This is a genomic window from Brevibacillus schisleri (assembly GCF_055685845.1).
Window position 1 is genome coordinate 45,173 of the sequence record NZ_JBVNDM010000001.1, and the last position, 16,231, is coordinate 61,403.

General features: G+C 43.8%; 21 protein-coding genes. 11 read left to right on the plus strand and 10 right to left on the minus strand.

Going from position 1 to position 16,231, the window contains the following annotated elements; translation table 11 throughout:
• Positions 1-6: 6 nt before the first annotated feature.
• The 4 genes from ACUUHJ_RS00295 to ACUUHJ_RS00310 all read left to right on the plus strand — a co-directional run bounded on the left by ACUUHJ_RS00295 (position 7) and on the right by ACUUHJ_RS00310 (position 3,559).
• Positions 7-345 carry a hypothetical protein gene (locus tag ACUUHJ_RS00295; protein WP_472298047.1) on the plus strand — a complete coding sequence of 113 codons (339 nt, stop codon included), beginning with the start codon at positions 7-9 and terminating at the stop codon, positions 343-345.
• A gap of 287 nt (positions 346-632) precedes the next feature.
• Positions 633-1,733, plus strand: coding sequence for a DNA sulfur modification protein DndB (locus ACUUHJ_RS00300; RefSeq protein ID WP_472298048.1), 1,101 nt, complete (start codon positions 633-635; stop codon positions 1,731-1,733).
• On the plus strand, positions 1,720-2,781 hold the full coding sequence (locus tag ACUUHJ_RS00305; RefSeq protein WP_472298049.1) for a DNA sulfur modification protein DndB: 1,062 nt from the start codon (positions 1,720-1,722) through the stop codon (positions 2,779-2,781). The genes ACUUHJ_RS00300 and ACUUHJ_RS00305 overlap by 14 nt, the downstream gene beginning before the upstream one ends.
• Positions 2,782-3,019: 238 nt before the next feature.
• A complete protein-coding gene (locus ACUUHJ_RS00310; RefSeq protein WP_354142413.1) occupies positions 3,020-3,559 on the plus strand; it encodes a hypothetical protein in 540 nt (179 codons plus the stop codon).
• 38 nt (positions 3,560-3,597) lie between these two features.
• Here the strand turns inward: ACUUHJ_RS00310 and ACUUHJ_RS00315 are convergent, their stop codons facing one another.
• A complete protein-coding gene (locus ACUUHJ_RS00315) occupies positions 3,598-4,023 on the minus strand; it encodes a DUF7832 domain-containing protein (protein WP_289675427.1) in 426 nt (141 codons plus the stop codon).
• Between the two features lie 141 nt (positions 4,024-4,164).
• Positions 4,165-4,551 (minus strand): hypothetical protein, encoded by a 387-nt coding sequence (locus tag ACUUHJ_RS00320; protein ID WP_289675428.1) that lies wholly within the window; start codon positions 4,549-4,551, stop codon positions 4,165-4,167.
• 43 nt (positions 4,552-4,594) lie between these two features.
• Between ACUUHJ_RS00320 and ACUUHJ_RS00325 the strand changes: the two genes are divergently transcribed.
• From ACUUHJ_RS00325 to ACUUHJ_RS00335, 3 genes are all read left to right on the plus strand, one after another.
• Entirely contained in the window at positions 4,595-5,638 is a 1,044-nt protein-coding gene (locus ACUUHJ_RS00325) for a hypothetical protein (RefSeq protein ID WP_289675430.1), read from the plus strand.
• 414 nt (positions 5,639-6,052) lie between these two features.
• Positions 6,053-6,460 carry a RidA family protein gene (locus tag ACUUHJ_RS00330; RefSeq protein WP_472298050.1) on the plus strand — a complete coding sequence of 136 codons (408 nt, stop codon included), beginning with the start codon at positions 6,053-6,055 and terminating at the stop codon, positions 6,458-6,460.
• 103 nt (positions 6,461-6,563) lie between these two features.
• Positions 6,564-7,745 carry a NupC/NupG family nucleoside CNT transporter gene (locus ACUUHJ_RS00335; RefSeq protein WP_472298051.1) on the plus strand — a complete coding sequence of 394 codons (1,182 nt, stop codon included), beginning with the start codon at positions 6,564-6,566 and terminating at the stop codon, positions 7,743-7,745.
• A 69-nt stretch (positions 7,746-7,814) separates the two neighbouring features.
• On the opposite strand, the gene ACUUHJ_RS00340 is transcribed toward ACUUHJ_RS00335, so the two are convergent.
• Positions 7,815-7,991, minus strand: coding sequence for a hypothetical protein (locus ACUUHJ_RS00340; protein ID WP_016740869.1), 177 nt, complete (start codon positions 7,989-7,991; stop codon positions 7,815-7,817).
• Positions 7,992-8,047: 56 nt separating this feature from the next.
• On the opposite strand from ACUUHJ_RS00340, the gene ACUUHJ_RS00345 reads away from it, so the two are divergent.
• Complete coding sequence (locus tag ACUUHJ_RS00345) at positions 8,048-8,695, plus strand: hypothetical protein (protein ID WP_472298052.1); 648 nt, start codon at positions 8,048-8,050, stop codon at positions 8,693-8,695.
• Positions 8,696-8,762: 67 nt separating this feature from the next.
• Here the strand turns inward: ACUUHJ_RS00345 and ACUUHJ_RS00350 are convergent, their stop codons facing one another.
• The gene (locus tag ACUUHJ_RS00350; protein WP_016740871.1) at positions 8,763-9,173 is read right to left on the minus strand and encodes a DoxX family protein; all 411 of its coding nucleotides are present in this window, start codon (positions 9,171-9,173) and stop codon (positions 8,763-8,765) included.
• A gap of 196 nt (positions 9,174-9,369) precedes the next feature.
• On the opposite strand from ACUUHJ_RS00350, the gene ACUUHJ_RS00355 reads away from it, so the two are divergent.
• Positions 9,370-9,717, plus strand: a complete 348-nt coding sequence (locus ACUUHJ_RS00355; protein WP_012683816.1) for a winged helix-turn-helix transcriptional regulator — start codon at positions 9,370-9,372, stop codon at positions 9,715-9,717.
• Between the two features lie 100 nt (positions 9,718-9,817).
• Here ACUUHJ_RS00355 and ACUUHJ_RS00360 read toward each other — a convergent pair whose 3' ends face one another.
• The gene (locus ACUUHJ_RS00360) at positions 9,818-10,174 is read right to left on the minus strand and encodes a helix-turn-helix domain-containing protein (RefSeq protein ID WP_026134077.1); all 357 of its coding nucleotides are present in this window, start codon (positions 10,172-10,174) and stop codon (positions 9,818-9,820) included.
• A 166-nt stretch (positions 10,175-10,340) separates the two neighbouring features.
• Here ACUUHJ_RS00360 and ACUUHJ_RS00365 point away from each other — a divergent pair, with 166 nt between their 5' ends.
• Entirely contained in the window at positions 10,341-10,553 is a 213-nt protein-coding gene (locus ACUUHJ_RS00365; protein ID WP_012683818.1) for a helix-turn-helix domain-containing protein, read from the plus strand.
• 23 nt (positions 10,554-10,576) lie between these two features.
• A complete protein-coding gene (locus tag ACUUHJ_RS00370) occupies positions 10,577-10,828 on the plus strand; it encodes a hypothetical protein (RefSeq protein ID WP_064202271.1) in 252 nt (83 codons plus the stop codon).
• Between the two features lie 18 nt (positions 10,829-10,846).
• Here ACUUHJ_RS00370 and nagE read toward each other — a convergent pair whose 3' ends face one another.
• From nagE to glcT, 5 genes are all read right to left on the minus strand, one after another.
• Positions 10,847-12,286 (minus strand): N-acetylglucosamine-specific PTS transporter subunit IIBC, encoded by a 1,440-nt coding sequence (gene nagE, locus ACUUHJ_RS00375; RefSeq protein ID WP_016740874.1) that lies wholly within the window; start codon positions 12,284-12,286, stop codon positions 10,847-10,849.
• 152 nt (positions 12,287-12,438) lie between these two features.
• On the minus strand, positions 12,439-14,151 hold the full coding sequence (ptsP, locus tag ACUUHJ_RS00380) for a phosphoenolpyruvate--protein phosphotransferase (protein ID WP_472298053.1): 1,713 nt from the start codon (positions 14,149-14,151) through the stop codon (positions 12,439-12,441).
• A gap of 31 nt (positions 14,152-14,182) precedes the next feature.
• Positions 14,183-14,449, minus strand: coding sequence for an HPr family phosphocarrier protein (locus ACUUHJ_RS00385; RefSeq protein WP_012683821.1), 267 nt, complete (start codon positions 14,447-14,449; stop codon positions 14,183-14,185).
• A gap of 30 nt (positions 14,450-14,479) precedes the next feature.
• Positions 14,480-14,977 carry a PTS sugar transporter subunit IIA gene (locus tag ACUUHJ_RS00390; protein ID WP_289675441.1) on the minus strand — a complete coding sequence of 166 codons (498 nt, stop codon included), beginning with the start codon at positions 14,975-14,977 and terminating at the stop codon, positions 14,480-14,482.
• Positions 14,978-15,106: 129 nt separating this feature from the next.
• On the minus strand, positions 15,107-15,964 hold the full coding sequence (gene glcT / locus ACUUHJ_RS00395) for a glucose PTS transporter transcription antiterminator GlcT (RefSeq protein ID WP_289675443.1): 858 nt from the start codon (positions 15,962-15,964) through the stop codon (positions 15,107-15,109).
• Positions 15,965-16,231: the final 267 nt, after the last annotated feature.

The following is a 16,231-nucleotide window of genomic DNA, read 5'->3' on the forward strand; positions in this document are numbered from 1 at the left end:
AATTCATTGGAAATAGGAATTGAACGTAAAAAAGGGAAACGGATTGTCCTACAACGTGGCACAACTGAATTAGGAGAGGGTCAGATAAGCATACAAGATGCATTTAACGTGTTTGTATCCATTAAGGAAGAAGAGAATGCAAAGCCACGTACAAAGAACGAATACTATATCCAGTACAGATACTTTGTTGAGTGGCTACAACAGTATCATGCAGACGTTGTACTAGTTCAAGACATATCAACTTCATTGATCCGAACATACATCAACCACTTAATGTATGTTAAAGAGAAATACGTAGGAATACCTCACCGCAATGAAAAGCTTGGTCATCAAGTTGATGATTAAGCATGTTTTAAAACATTAATTGGAAATTAACAACACCCCACAACAATTCAACAATTAGATTAAACTTTGAGAAATGAAGATGAGTAACTATGAGGTGGAATGATGTGATTTACTTGAATTGTTCAACCCATACCCCAAAGAGATGAATCTAGTGTACGTGGCGCAGTGTAAAATATTCAAAGGATGAAAATGAACACAAAAAAGTAAAACATTGTAAATAAATTAAATTTTCGTTAATATATAGATAAGAAAAAAGGAGACGGAACAATAAAAAGGAGGAATGAGAAATGGATTTGTCAGTATTGGGTAAAAAGAGCAACCAAATTGTTTTGAAAGCGACAAAAGGATTTCAATTTGGACAGGAGATTATCACGGCCCAATGTTCGGTTAACGATGTTCTTAAGTTTCTTATGATAGATAGAGATGTCCAAAGGGATGTTGCACCCGAAAGAGTGTCAGCTATTAGTAAGTACATACAGTCTGGTATTGAAGGTGAAGACATATTCTTTTCACCTTTAATTTTCTCTGCAAGGGGACGAGGTGAATATGACGAAGATACTGCCGAATATAGGCTAAATATGAATGATAAATTAGTTATTTTAGATGGTCAGCATAGGATAAAGGCATTTGAACATTTAAAAAACAGAATTGAAGCCATAATTCAACAGAAACCACAAGACACTTACTTAATCGAATTTATGGATAACCTAGAAGCCTTCCCTTTAACAGTTCAAATATATTCAAATTTAGATTTATCTAGAGAACGGCAACTCTTTACAGATGTAAATACTAAGTCGTCAGCAGTCAACAACACGTTGTTGGTAATGTATAAGAAAGATGACTTATATGGTGAACTGGTTAAAGAAATAGTGTCAAACCATCCAACAATATCGCCCGACTTGTTTGAGTGTAGATCAAAGACAACGCGAACTAAATTAGCAACAGCAGCAACTGTGTACGTTATCGTAAGAACATTAAATGAAGGGGTTTATAACAGAAATCCGAATATTAAAATACATAAAGATAATTTCAAGGAATTTAAGAAAAACACAGAAGAGTTTTTAACTCTTTTAGTGAAATATACACCAAAAGATGCTTTAGATCGTGACAAATATGTGGTTCATTCATCAAACGTGATGGTTGCCATCGCTAAATTTATATATGAGATGAAAAAGAAATATCCTCAGACACCAATGGAGGAATTTTTTAAAAAAGCTGTGTATGGCATAGATTGGAGTCATAAAAATAGTGACTTCAAAAAACTTGCTGCAAAATACAATAATCACACTAAAAAATACAATTTCGGATCAATAGGAAGAATTGTACGAACTTTTTCTGAGTATTTAATTAAAAAATATGAAGGAGTTGAAGTTTATGTTCAAAATTAATCTGAGAGGAACGATCGATACAATTAATAAAGCTAAGAGCAAAGGGATGATGTCTACACAAATAACAGTAGGCGACATTTTGCAATTGTATGAAATTGACCATAAGATAAATCGAGACTTGTCGTATAATCGGCTACCTGCTCTTCTAAAATATTTCGAAAAAGCAGAATCAGAAATGGGTATTTTTCTTCCAGCATTAGTTTTCTCATATCGAGGAAATCCGATTGATCGTTTTAATCGGGGAACAAGTACTTTGGAGCTAAATGATTCTGAGAGATTGGTCATCATTGATGGACAACATAGGGTTAAAGCAATGGAAAGATACGTTGAAAAGATCAAAAATAACTTCGATCTGTACAATAACTTTATTAGTAACGCTCTTACTGCACAAATTTATTTTGGCTTATCTGAAGAAGATGAACGTAAGCTGTTTTCAGATATTAATTCGAACGCTCGAAGGGTATCAATGTCATTGGTCACACAATACGACTCAAGGGATATTATGAATTTGCTTATACAAGAATTGTACAGATCAACGCTTGTGTTAAAGGTTGTTCAAATTGAATTAAACAAGAGTAAGATACTTAGACCATCCAACCAAGCATTTTCAACTGGTGTTAGATTAAAAACATTCATCAGTTACTTGTTGTTTGGGAAAAAAACACCGAGCAGAAAAGATGAGCAATTAATAAAGAATCAATATGACGAAATAGTTAGTTTCTTAAGTAAGTTCTTTACTGTGTTCTTTTCTGTGCTACCTGACACACCAGGGGATGTTCTTAAATATGTTCTTGGTCATGAGCCGATTCAAAATGCTTTGGCGTTGTATCTCAATACAGTAATTATTATTAACGACTCTGATACACTAAATTGGAAAGAAGATTGGGAATCCGAAGTAGAACAACTTGATACCGTTGATTGGTCAGTTAAGAACCATGAATGGAACAGATGGGCGATAACTGTTAATCCAGTAAGTGGTAGCTACAAGGGATTTATAGAGACAATAACACCGGAAGTTACAGAGTTTATAATTGATAAGATAAGTTAATCATGAACGAGGCCAACACCAACACAGGTTCAGGTTCCACAGTTTGTAGGTTAGGCTCACTTTCCTAAACTGTAGGTCGGAGGTTCGAATCCTCTCGGGGACGCCATTGTAGGGAAAACCTTGGTGTATCAAGGTTTTTTCTTTTTTATGCATCCACTCATCGTTTATTTGGAAAATACTGAGACGTAGATCTTGTCTCACACGTATACCTTGTAGCAAAAAACGGCGGAGATAAGGGGTGTTTCCTTTGAAAAAAGTGATCGTAAGCATGGTCTTGGCTATTTTCTTTAGCGGCTGCAGCTCAGCTGCGGTCGTACAAAATCAGACTGCAGCGCCACCTGCAAAAGAGGTAACGAACACTGGCACAGAACAGAAACAATCGGTGGACAGCACTACAAGCTATGACAAAATTGCGGGCTATTTGCAAGAAGAGAGCAACAAAACTTTCTCTCCCTACTATGAGCTGCTCGAGTTTACCCTGTCGGATTATGAAGAGAAAACAGTGGATGGAAAAGTAGAAGCGACATTCGGATACCAAGTGAAATACAAAAACTTTGAAAAAGACCCTGACACCGTAGACTACATCAAGGCTGCAAAAGAAAAGAACGACCCCAACTACCAACAGCTGTATGATGAGTATTTGCAGCCCAAGGACATGAATTTTCATTTGAAAGCGGTAATGGAAGATGCGGGCTCCATAACGCTTTACACCAATGTGAGTCCAAAAGGAGTCCAATGGGAAAAGGCAGTCATGTCTGATTTCATCCTGAAGAAATAAAATAGTGACTTGTTTGTAGGCCGCGTAGTCACGCGGTCTTATTCATTTTTCTCGCACCAGTACTCGTACTCATTGTCGATCCAATCTTTAATATGGTCGTAATTCTCCCAAGTATCTTCCACGTGATACACACTTGGCTCGCAATCAAAAGCTTCTAGATAATGATAGCGATACTCCCCAGTTTCGAAATCGAAGTAAAACATCGCGAACTGGTTTCCTTCTTCATTTAGCATGTCTTTAGCCAATACTCCACCCGATTTCTCATAGACCTCTGGACCAGTCATCTTCCTTTGTTTAAAATCAGCGATTAGGTTTTCGTAACTCTTTTGGAAATCCTCGCTAACCATATCATTTTCAATCAACCAGCCAATGAAAAAGCCTGTATGTACATATGCCTGTTTTTGAGGCAGATTCTCCTCAAAGTTTTCGTAATGATATTTCGCTTTATCGTATACCGTTGTCATTAGCAAATCCTCTCTTTCTATTTGCCCGTTTTTCAAAAATTATACAGGATAGATGTAATCGTAAAAAGTCAAAAGAGGATGAAGAAGGAAGGGTAGGAATTTTGTAGCACTGCCGTGATGTGAAGTGGTAGTATTTAACTGTTATATAGAGAGGACCATTGGTTGGTTCATAGAGGGGTCATATTTCATGCGGAAATTGCTTGCCTGTTTTCTTATCGCTGTAATGATTAGTCTAGTAATCCTTCCTGTAGAGCCTGCGTCATCTAGAGGCTCAAGTTCATCTAGCTCCAGTAGTTCAGGCAGAAGCTCAGGTTCGTCTAGTACCAGCTCATATTCGTCTGGCAAAAGTTCAGGATCATCGAGTACCAACTCATATTCGTCCGGCAGAAGTTCAGGTTCGTCTAGTACGAGCTCATATTCGTCGGGCAGAAGCTCGTACTCTTCAGGAAAAAGCTCAGGCTCAACCAGCAAAAGTTCAAGCTCCTCGATAAAAAGCGCAAAGTCTTCAAGCGGTTTCAAATCATCCAAGCCGGTTAAAATCAAAAAGCATGACGATGACGATGATGAAAACGTGGAAGAAGATTCAAGCCAAGAAGAGGAGACGAGCGAAGAAGCCGCTGCGGAAGAGGAAAGAATCAAGCGGTCCGAACTCTTAATCGAAATCGATGGTGGTATTGGACCATACCATTTACAACCGAATCAATATTATCAAACGACCATTTGGGGAGACCCAACTCATAATGGCCCCCTATACTTTACCGTACATAATAACGGACAGTTAGAAGAGGTAGATGAGAGTGAGATAAATGGGGCAACAGTATTTAACATCCCATACCATTTCGATCCAACACCATTTGAAAAAGAGTTTTATCTTAATAGCCTGCCAACGGATCAAATCTATGTGGCATCCTTTCAATATCAGGATATTTACATGTTCTTAGACCCAGATGGTCTCATTCAATGGCTCCCTAAATATGAAGCATTAGAGAAAAACCTCCCCATTATAGAAGCAGAAGAGGTACTGCTGTCAGAGCAGACACTGGAAATGTATAGCAACCAAATGGCCTTGCATAATTTCCCGAAAAACAAAGTCTACCGGAAGAATATCAATAGAATTCCGAGGTATTTTCTGTTTAACAATGAAGAAAATGTTCAGTTAGTAGGAAAAAAAGAACTTAAGAGCTATGAAGTTTTGGAATATGACCAAATGATTGATCCGACTTCTCCTGATCTTTTGAACGAGATCGAAGAAAAAATCCAAGATTCAGGGGTCCCGACAGGATACATATATCAGATGACAGTGAACAATGCCCCGCGACATTTTATCTATTATGGAAGCCGTTCGGTTGGGTTTGTAAAGAACCTGTCGTCTGTTGAAGAAGGATATAAGGTTCGCGATTTTGAACAGGTTGTCCAAAAGATGCGGAAAGAAAAACAAGAAGAAGAGAAAAGGCAATCGATCTGGAAGCTGTATTTGATTACAGCCGGTGCGATTATGCTCGGTATTTTTCCTTTATCCTATTGGTATATGACTAGAAAAAGAAAGAAGAAGAAGCAACCTCCTAACAATGTCATTAAGAAAAATACAACCATACGAGAAAGAAAAAGAATGTAAAGCCTGAAAGAACACCGATTCAACAGCTCCTACCTAAAAAGAAAGAAATAAGAGTAGAAGAAAAAAGAAGTATGACGGCGGACTGTTTCAGCAATTTGAAGCCGCAAACAAAAAAGAACAGCCGAAAAGCTCTGGAAGCGGGCTGTTTGATCAAATTAAAAACAACCATTGATAAGTAAAAACCCGTCCTGAGCCTAGCTGGAGACGGGTTTTTCATTCCATACTATAACGTATACTCACTTAAAATAAACTACGGAGCTAACAAGTACTCGACGGGATATGAATTGTAGTAAGCATCACATGTAATAATCATGAGGCTCTCCTCTTTTTCTTTAAGAACTCGAAGAATGGTCAGAATTTTTCGGGTATGATAAAATGGTTTACCAACAAATGTGAATCGGAGGAGCATGTCGGATGCAAAATGATAAGCGAATCAAATTCATTAACCCTGAAACAATGCCATCTACATTCGGCTACACCCATGCGGTGGAGGTTCGCAACGCACGGACGATTTATGTATCGGGTCAGGTGGCTCTCAACAAGGAGGGCCAAGTGGTCGGCACAGGTGATTTAGCTGCACAGACAACACAAGTTTTCGAAAATATCCGATTCGCGTTAGAAGCGGCAGGTGTCAGCTTTGATCATGTAGTGAAATTAACCTTTTTCGTGACGGACATCTCCAAGATGCAAATTGTCCGTGAGATTCGAGATCAGTACGTGAATACAGAAACCCCGCCAGCGAGCTCTGCTGTTGAAGTGAGCAAGCTAATTAGGGAAGAGCTGTTGATCGAGATTGAGGCCATTGCCGTGGCAGATGTGTAGTTGTCTCATCCCCCTTCTGTTCGATTATTCATCGTTCATAAGGGTTTTTTTATGCTCTTTTGGGAAGATTATGGAGCGAGATAAGCGGATCGGGGTTGGTTGCATGAATTATATCATCGCAGGAATAGGTTTGATTACAGTATTTTTGCTTGCTTGGCTGGCAAGTAGTGATAAAAAGCACATTCGGTATCGCCCTCTCCTCATCATGATTCTGATTCAGATCGTACTTGGCTTGCTGCTGTTGCGAACCAGTATTGGACTCATTTTCATATCAGGCATTGCCAACAGTTTTTCCACACTCCTGAAGTATGCCTACGAAGGGATTAATTTTGTCTTCGGTGGCATTGCGAATCCGGGTGCGACGCCGTTTTTCTTGCAAGTTTTGCTGCCCATCGTGTTCATATCGGCACTGATCGGCATTTTGCAATACACAAGGATTCTCCCTTTATTCATTCAGTACGTAGGGCTCGTATTGAGCAAAGTGAATGGCATGGGAAAATTGGAGTCTTATAATGCGATTGCTTCGGCGATTGTCGGGCAGTCCGAAGTGTTTATTACCGTGAAAAAACAGCTCGGTGCCATTCCCGAAAACAGGCTGTACACGCTGTGCGCCTCTGCGATGTCCACCGTATCTATGTCGATCGTGGGTTCCTTCATGACCATGGTCAAGCCGGAGTATGTGGTAGCTGCATTGGTACTCAACTTATTTGGTGGTTTTATCATTGCTTCCATTATTACGCCGTATGAAGTGGAGCCGGAAGATGACTTATTGGATCAAGAGAGGGGAGAGAAACAGGCCTTTTTTGAAATGCTCGGGGAATACATTCTGGATGGATTTAAAGTAGCCGTGGTTGTTGCTGCGATGTTGCTCGGGTTTATAGCACTCATTGCGATGGTGAACGGGTTATTCAGTGCAGTATTCGGTATCTCGTTCCAAGCTTTGTTAGGGTACGTCTTTGCCCCGCTCGCCTTTCTTATGGGGGTTCCCTGGCACGAAGCTGTACAAGCGGGTAGTATCATGGCCACCAAAATAGTGGCGAATGAGTTTGTCGCCATCCTCGAATTTACGAAGATTCAAGGCCAGTTAAGCGAAAGAACGATCGCCATCGTGTCTGTGTTTTTGATCTCGTTTGCGAACTTTGGCTCCATCGGGACAATTGTTGGTGCGGTAAAAGGCTTGAATGAGAGACAAGGGAATGTCGTCGCCCGGTTTGGATTGAGGCTGTTATACGGGGCAACACTCGTCAGCATTTTATCAGGAATTATCATCAGCATTGTGGTGTGAGGGGGACCCTTTCCGGGGTCTTTTTTGTTAGGGACAGTTTCGTAACCAAATGATGGGGAGTAGCGTCTATCAATTGAGATATTCGTCTTTATTTCTCGGATTGTATCCTTCATCAAAGGAATGGGAATCACGGTTGTTACGCTCTATGAGGACTCTCTGCTTCCGGCGCTTGGCAATCCAATCGATGATAGCTCCAATCAGCAAGAGACCTCCGAAAATAAGTACGACGAGTAACCAGAGTGGCATTCAACCAACACCTCACTTTTTACTAAAAGATAGGTTATACCAGTGAGGAAGTTGCGATGAGACCATTCAAAAAGGAAGAAAAGGAGCGAAGTCGGGTGAGAAAATGGGTGTGTTTGATCGTAATGGCAGGTTTGATTGCGGGGGGCTGTTCATCTGAAACGAGCATGCCAACAGATTCTAAACAACAGCCTGTAACCGAGCAGAAGCAAGAGACGGGAAATAGCGAGGGCGACCAAAAGCAAGAAAATCAATCCGCTACCGTGCGCCAAATTATACTGGATGATCAATTTTTAAAGCTACTCGCCAAAAACGAAATCAGTGGCTTCGATATCCACATCGGGATGAAGCGTGATGAGGTTTCTGCGCTATACGGCAAGGTAACGAAACAGGATTATTGGGATGGCGGGCGTTATGAAGTCTTTGAGAAGCTAAAGAGTGCGCTCATTTTTTTCGATGGGCAAGATCGCGTGTATGGAATTGATTTAGCCGGTCTTCATCTCAATGAAACGAATCTGGACACAATTCGTAAAAATCTGGGGGTACCCGTTAGTGAAGAGAAGAGCATGGTCGATCAGGATTATGTCATGTTTTTTGAAGCGGGAGACAACTCCGTATTTATTAGTGCAAAGGACGAGCAATCACCAGCAGACAAAATAAGGGTCATCAATAAAAAAATGATCGAGGAATCACCGCAAAAGGAATAAAAAAAGCCAAGTCAGAGGGCTCCCAAATGTGCCCTTCGACTTGGCTTTTCTATGTTTCACAATGGTATTACTCAACCGATCTTTTTCCAAACAGAATAGCGTCGAGTGCGAACTTGGTGCTGCCGCTGATACCAAGAGCAACCAATATCGCAAGCAAAGCCAGATCCAATTCATAACCAGCTCCACCTTCACCGCCCATGAAGCCGGCAGCGAGCTTGGCTTTAAAGATCGCACCAAGCATGACAACAGACAACGCACCTGCGAATACGCGAGTACCCAGCCCCAGGATCAAGGCAATACCACCTACTACCTCCAAGAAGGCTACGAGATAAGCAATGAATGCAGGGAGTCCCATGGTCCCGAAGAAACCAGCGACATTCTCCAGCCCCATTTGGAATTTAGCCACTCCGTGAATGGCAAAAGTCAGACCGGCAATCACACGTAGAATAAGTGTGCTCCATTCAAAACGATTAGACATGTATGAATCCCTCCGAAAATTTAAATGGTAATGAAGTTACTTTTCGTTAGTAAGTATACAATAATAATTTCCTAAGTCAAGTGATTCAATGAAATTCCAGTAGTTGGCAAGTGCGATTTTCAAGGTTGATTCACATCATTGCTTTTGATGGATGGAACAAAGAGCGGTATACTGAAAGGAGAATGAGGTGATACCTATGAAACAGTCTACCCTCTGTCCAAAGTTCGAAAAAGGTATGCAGTTGTTGGGGAAGCGATGGACAGGTCTAATTCTATTCCAGTTGTTGTCGGGACCACAGCGATTTTGTGCATTGGAAGGGGCCCTGCCAGTAAGCGGAAGGCTACTTTCTGAGCGTTTGAAGGATTTGGAGAAGGAAGGACTCGTGCATCGGCAGGTGTTTACTGATTCTGCTCCTGTCCGCGTAGAGTATTCCTTAACGGAAATGGGGAAAGCTTTGACTCCAGTGCTCAAAGGAATTGAGTCTTGGTCGCAGAGCTGGATCGAGTTGAATGCAGACGAAATGGCTAATGACAGCGAAGAATAACACAGCCAAATATAAAAAAGCATCAGGAGAGTATGCCTGACGCTAGCCACGATGAAAACCCCTGGAGACAGGGGTTTTTCTGTTATCCGTTAGTTAATCTTCAAGAAGGGTCTTCGTTCTTTTCTTGCAAAGCCTTCCACTTTAAAAATTCAATATGGCGCTTGACCTCAATTAGATCCTTCTCTGTCAGGCCATCGACATCCAAAAAGGTCGCCGGTGTTTCCCGGACAGAACCGCGTTGCCAAGATGGTTCCTCCGTGCGACCGTGGAGAAAATCGGTGGATACTTCAAATAAATCTGCGACTTTGGAAATCAGATGAACATCGACGCCCTTCTTTTCACCTGACTCGATCCGCGAAAGTACTGTATTATGTATGCCCAGCTTTTCAGCTAATTGAAGTTGTGACCATTGTTTTTGTTCGCGCAGCCATTTTATGCGTTGACCAACTATGGACATCGTGAGACCACCTCTATCGTTTTGGCAATTCCATTCTAACAATTTTCCAAAACGGAAAAAACAAGATTGCTAATATGACAAAATCTGTATTGACTTTGCTAAAATTGAAAGGCTATGATGTAACTATAAATATTTGCCATTTTTGCAAATCAGGAGGGGATAACTGGTGGAACGGCTCAACCTCCCGTTTATCGCGCAACGACGTAATGAGTGCAAGCTAACCTTGCAAGAAATGGCGGAAGCACTCGGGTTTCGAAATGCTTCGACATACTTGAAGTACGAGAAGGGAGAATATGACTTCAAGGCTAATCATTTGCCAGTGTTGGCGAAAAAGCTACGATGCAGCATGCTTGATCTTTTTATCAGAATGGTTTGCTGATTTAGCAAAAGGGGTGGGATGGATTGAACGCTTGGGAGGCAAATAAAAGGCAGCTGGAAATATGGAGAAAGACCGTCGCTTATGAAATTGAAATGATGGCGCCACAGAGTATGCCAGCTTGCGAGGGATTTCTCGAGCGCTTAGTCATGTTTGAAAAGGAGTTGGAAAACAACGCACGATGCCCATATAGTACGACACATGGTGGGAATGATGCCGGGTCGCGTCCGTTACCCATTCAGGAAACAGAAAAAAGCCCGGTACGGATTTCACCGTGACCGGGCATTCTTTATCTTTTACAGCTTGCTGATCTCTTCTTTTAGCAGCTCGGAATGGGTTCCGAAGACGACTTGCACGCTTCCTTGACCCAGTCGCATAACACCTGCTGCACCGAGGTCCTTCAAAGCTTTGTCATTGACCTTCTTGTCGTCCTTTAAGATGAGACGCAAACGAGTGATGCAAGCGTCTACGCTAACGACGTTTTCTTTTCCACCAATGTGAGTGAGCACTTGGATCGCTTTATCCTGCATCGAATTGTTCCTTCCCGTAGCTGTAGTTGTCATTTCTTCGTCGTCCTCACGTCCCGGTGTCTTGAGGTTCAGCTTCACGATTAGGAAACGGAACAGGGCGTAGTAGACCACGGCGAATGCCAGACCAATCGGGATGATCATCCAAGCATTCGTAGAGAGGTGGTAGTTGATACCGTAGTCGATCAGACCCGCTGAGAATCCAAAGCCGTGCTTGATGCCCAAAGATGTCACGATATACCCGGATACACCCGTCAATATTGCGTGAACAAAATACAAGAGTGGAGCAGCAAACATAAACGCAAACTCAACTACCTCGGTAATACCAGTCAGGAACGAAGCGAGAGCTGCACCAATAAACATAGAAGCAACTACTTTGCGTTTTTCAGGACGCGCTGAGTGAATAATAGCGAAAGCCGCTCCAGGAAGTGCGAACATCATGATCGGATAGAAGCCAGTCATAAACATTCCTGCTGATGGGTCTCCCGCAAAGAAACGATGCAAGTCGCCGTGTACCACTTTTCCTGTCGCATCGGTAAAGTCACCGATTTGGAACCAGGCAATCGCATTGAGTACGTGGTGCAGACCAAATGGAACGAGCAATCGGTTGAAGAATCCGAAGAAGAAAGAACCTGTTGCGCCGAGACCTACGATCCAAGAACCCAATGAGTCAAGGGCAATCTGGATCGGACCCCAAATGATTCCGAAAATCAAGCCGACGACAACCATGGAAAGGGAAGTGACGATCGGGACGAAGCGTTTTCCACCAAAGAAACCTAGCCATTCAGGCAGCTTGATCGAATGGTAGCGGTTGTAGAAGAACGCTGCAATAGCACCCGCCAAAATACCGCCAATGACACCCATGTTCAGTTTTACATCATCCGCAATAAAAGGCATGGCAGCAGGAACAGCTGCAAGTACTTTCGTCAATACGACGTAGGCAATGACGGCGGCCAAAGCAGCAACAGCATCTCCAGCCAAGCCAATGGCAACACCGATAGCAAAGATTAATGCCAGGTTGTCAAAAATGGCTGAACCGCCAGCAGCCAAAAGCGGAGCGATGTACGTGTCCATAAATGCACCAAAGGCGCCGAGATTGAGATCCTTCTCGAATTTGAGAAGACCAAAGCTTTGCAAAATCGCTGCGGCTGGCAACGTTGCGACCGGGAGCATGAGGGCTCTCCCAATCTTTTGCAGAAAAGCGAGCATAGGATAAAACCTCCTTGGAATGGGATGAATTTATCAGGGAAGCCGCTCTCCGGATGAATGGCAAAATGATGAGGGCACAAGGAATAAGCCGGAGAGAGACCATTCTGATCGGTATATTGGAAGCGCTTTCACCACGCGGGCGACAAAACCTTTTATAAGGCTTTGTCTTTCAGATACTGAACGACCTCGTCTACAGTAGAGAGTGTAAGGACGTGTTCAGCCAATCTTTTCGCTTCCTCTAAGCTGTTGGAGCGGATACGTTCTTTGACTTTTGGCATGATCGAGGCGGCACCGCTGAACTCATCGAGCCCCAATCCGAGCAAGAGCTTGGTTGCCAACGGATCTCCCGCCATTTCCCCACATAGCCCGGTCCAAATACCTGCCCGATGGGAAGCCTCGATGACTTGGGAAATCAGGCGTAATACGGCTGGATGGTAGTAGCTGTACAGCTCGGCGATATTGGCATTCATCCGGTCGACTGCCAGCGTATATTGAACGAGATCATTCGTGCCGATGCTGAAAAAGTCTACCTCTTTCGCAAACGCATCTGCTTGCAGGCAGGCACCCGGAATCTCCATCATCATGCCTACTGCGATATTCTCGTCAAAAGCGACCCCTTCTGCCCGTAGCTCTGCTTTTGCCAGCTCCAGCAATCGTTTGGCTTCACGCAGCTGCTCCATATGGGAAATCATCGGGAACATGATCAGCAGGCGACCGAATGCACTGGCACGCAAGAGCGCGCGTAATTGCACCAGGAACAATTCTGGTCTGGCTAACGAGATGCGCATAGCGCGGAAGCCAAGGAACGGGTTTTCCTCCTGTGGTAGCGCGAGTGCTGGCAAATGCTTGTCGCCGCCAACATCCAAGGTGCGAATGATGACTGGCTTGTCGCCAAAAGCAGCGGCTACATGCTTGTATGCAGCAAATTGCTCGGCCTCATCGGGAAGAGTGCTTCGATCCATGAACAAAAACTCGGAGCGGAACAAACCGATTCCTTCTACACCCGATACGATCAATGCATCAGATTCTTCTGGCACAGCCATGTTTGCCATCAGGTGAACACGGTGGCCATCGGTGGTTTCGGCAGGCAGTTCCTTAATGGCTTCGTACAATTGGCGTTCCTTTTCTTCCTGCGCGGCTTTTTCCTGATAGGCAGCTAGTGTATCCGTATCAGGCGAAACAATCAGTTGTCCAGAGGTTCCATCGATGATCAGCAAGCTTCCGGAGTCTACTTTTTCCATCAAGGCATCGCCTGCACCCATGACAGCGGGAATTCCGAGAGAGCGTGCCAAGATGGCTGCATGAGAGGTAGCGCCGCCTTTTGCCGTGACAATTCCTCGTACATGCTGGAGTGGAAGCTGAAGAGTCTCGGATGGGGTGACGTCCCATGCAACTAGGATAAAAGGCTCCTCCGGGTAGGAGATGACGGTGTCACCGCCCGAAATATTTCGAATTAGACGGCGGCTCACATCACGAATATCATCCGCGCGCTCTTTCATGTAGGCATCGTCCATACTCTCAAAGAGAGCGATGAACTGATCAGCTACTTGCGAAACGGCGGCAGATGCCGCGAGTTGTTGATTTTCAATGAGCGCACTCATCTCCCCGACAAATGCCGGGTCATCCAGAAAGGCGATATGAGCAGAGAGGATGGCTGCTTTTTCCGAGCCTAATTGTTCCTCTGTCTGTTCTTTTAGCTTTTCTAGTTGTTCGCGTGCTTGTTCTACACTCTTGCTAAGTAGTCCTAGCTCCTGAGTCGTATCTACTGGAGTGATGGACTCTGCCTGCGTGATGGCTGTTTCGTGTGTGAGGCGTAAAACAGGGGCAATCGAAATGCCAGCGGAAACCGGGATTCCTTTTAACATACATCCTTCACCTTCCTGTCCGTCGTTTACACTATATGTTTGACGAGGATTGCTCCAATAGCTGCTGAATCGCAGTGGCTACGTTTTGTTCATCCGCTCCGTCGATCTGAACGGTCAGGGTGTCGCCTTGGGAGACACCCAACGTCATGATGCCGAGAATGCTTTTGCCATCTGCGTGTTTTGTCCCTTTGCTCAGCGTAATCTTTGACTGAGATTGCGACGAACAATTCACGAGTAGAGCAGCTGGTCTCGCGTGGAGCCCACCCTCTACATTGACGGTTACTTCAAATTGAACCATGTTGTACCTCCCTCAACCATGCGCTTCGCTTTATTTTAAGACGACAGTCATCAGTGGCTCTTGACCTGCTTGCACAGTTGCTTTTGCCACTACATTTTTTTCAGCAACCATATCACCGTTTGTAATAACGATCGGTGTCACAATCGGACAGCCCGCATCCTCCAGTACGCTCTTGTCGAATTGGATGAGCTTGTCGCCAGCTTTCACTTGATCGCCAACCGAGACAAATGGGGTAAAGCCCTTCCCGTTTAATTTCACGGTATCAATTCCAATATGCATCAATATCTCAAGACCACTTTCAGTCGACAGTCCGATAGCATGGTGAGTAGGGAAAAGATGCGTTACCTTTCCATCGACAGGGGAGACGAGAGTGTCTGCACTTGGCAGAATCGCTACACCATCACCCACGACTTTACCTGCGAATACAGGATCAGGAACTTCGGACAGAGGGAGTACGGTACCTGTTAATGGTGCAAGAAAGGTTACCTCTTGTTGTTGTTTTTTCCGGGAAAAAAGACCGCGTAGCATAATATCCTCCTTTTGCGTCTGAACCAGAAAAGGCATGAGACGGTTGAATTCATACGACGACATACTTACTATGTCCGTATGATCTCACCGCTCATGCCTAGTCGAGCTAGTAACACGCAGGATTATGATTTAATTTTGTTGTAATAAGCGATAAAGGTGCAGAGCCATGTAACCTACCTCGTCTTCTGGTACAGCGATCTCAAGACGGGTGGAGATGTATTGAGCCAGCTCTGTTGCCAATTGATAGGCTTCTGGCATGGTGGTTTTGACTCGGTCCAGAAGCGGGTTCTTGATGAATTTTTGTTGACGGATGCGCTCAACGGCAAAGCGCAAATGGGTAATGAGGCGAACGTAATCAATCGTACTGCGTTCAATCGTAATAGCTGTTCGCTCTTCAATCAGGCTTACCAACTCTGTGATGATGTTGGTGAATTGGACAGCCTTTTTTACTGGGACGTAGCTGATCGCGGAATGAATGTGCAAGGCCAGAAATCCGATTTCACTGTCGGGAATGTCCAGGTCGAATGCGTTTTTGATCATATCCGCTGCCCGGTTCGCCAGTGCGTACTCCTTCGTGTACAGCGTCTGGATTTCGAACAAGAAGGGATTCACGATCTCCATGCCGTTATTGAGCCGATAGATAGCAAACTGGATATGGTCAGGCAAGGCAACGTGGACGTGTTCGTTCAATTCTGGCGTGATCTCACTCGCAATGAGAGCGATGATTTCTTCCGCAATTCCTACGACAGCAGGATCTACTTGGCTCAGAATGTTCTGATACTGCTTCTGATGATTTTCATTTTCGAGCCTGAAGCGCTTTTCCACTCGCAAGTCATGGGCGGGGATGGTATTCCCGGGTTTTGCGCCAAATCCGATTCCTTTTCCGAACAGGACAATTTCTTGTCCGGATCCGGGTTCTTCCACGAGTACGACATTATGGTTCAACACACGCGTAATTGCGTACGTTTTTTCCTTTTCACGGGACAATCCATTCCACCACCTTTAGATAGACAAAAACGGTCCATGACCGTATTTGCTTACCGCAAGCGGTCACATCCAATTTAATGAAAAACGCCGATGAACCATGACGTTAATCAGAAAAAAGAGCCGAAAAAACCTTTTTAACAAGAAAAAGATCTTCTCGGCTCATGCCTGCATTACCAGTAACACGCCTTGTGAAAACGCTTCAATTAAAGCTTATAATAGCTCACGTCTCGTACATTGTCAATCACTCCGTTAGCGGGAAAAACACGG

Coding starts and splice junctions, on each gene's coding strand:
- ACUUHJ_RS00300 (WP_472298048.1), top strand. CDS start 633: ATGGATTTGTCAGTATTGGGTAAAAAGAGCAACCAAATTGTTTTGAAA.
- ACUUHJ_RS00305 (WP_472298049.1), top strand. CDS start 1,720: ATGTTCAAAATTAATCTGAGAGGAACGATCGATACAATTAATAAAGCT.
- ACUUHJ_RS00315 (WP_289675427.1), bottom strand. CDS start 4,023: ATGACAACGGTATACGATAAAGCGAAATATCATTACGAAAACTTTGAG.
- ACUUHJ_RS00330 (WP_472298050.1), top strand. CDS start 6,053: ATGCAAAATGATAAGCGAATCAAATTCATTAACCCTGAAACAATGCCA.
- ACUUHJ_RS00335 (WP_472298051.1), top strand. CDS start 6,564: ATGAATTATATCATCGCAGGAATAGGTTTGATTACAGTATTTTTGCTT.
- ACUUHJ_RS00340 (WP_016740869.1), bottom strand. CDS start 7,991: ATGCCACTCTGGTTACTCGTCGTACTTATTTTCGGAGGTCTCTTGCTG.
- ACUUHJ_RS00345 (WP_472298052.1), top strand. CDS start 8,048: ATGAGACCATTCAAAAAGGAAGAAAAGGAGCGAAGTCGGGTGAGAAAA.
- ACUUHJ_RS00350 (WP_016740871.1), bottom strand. CDS start 9,173: ATGTCTAATCGTTTTGAATGGAGCACACTTATTCTACGTGTGATTGCC.
- ACUUHJ_RS00355 (WP_012683816.1), top strand. CDS start 9,370: ATGAAACAGTCTACCCTCTGTCCAAAGTTCGAAAAAGGTATGCAGTTG.
- ACUUHJ_RS00360 (WP_026134077.1), bottom strand. CDS start 10,174: ATGTCCATAGTTGGTCAACGCATAAAATGGCTGCGCGAACAAAAACAA.
- nagE (WP_016740874.1), bottom strand. CDS start 12,286: ATGCTCGCTTTTCTGCAAAAGATTGGGAGAGCCCTCATGCTCCCGGTC.
- ptsP (WP_472298053.1), bottom strand. CDS start 14,151: ATGTTAAAAGGAATCCCGGTTTCCGCTGGCATTTCGATTGCCCCTGTT.
- ACUUHJ_RS00385 (WP_012683821.1), bottom strand. CDS start 14,449: ATGGTTCAATTTGAAGTAACCGTCAATGTAGAGGGTGGGCTCCACGCG.
- ACUUHJ_RS00390 (WP_289675441.1), bottom strand. CDS start 14,977: ATGCTACGCGGTCTTTTTTCCCGGAAAAAACAACAACAAGAGGTAACC.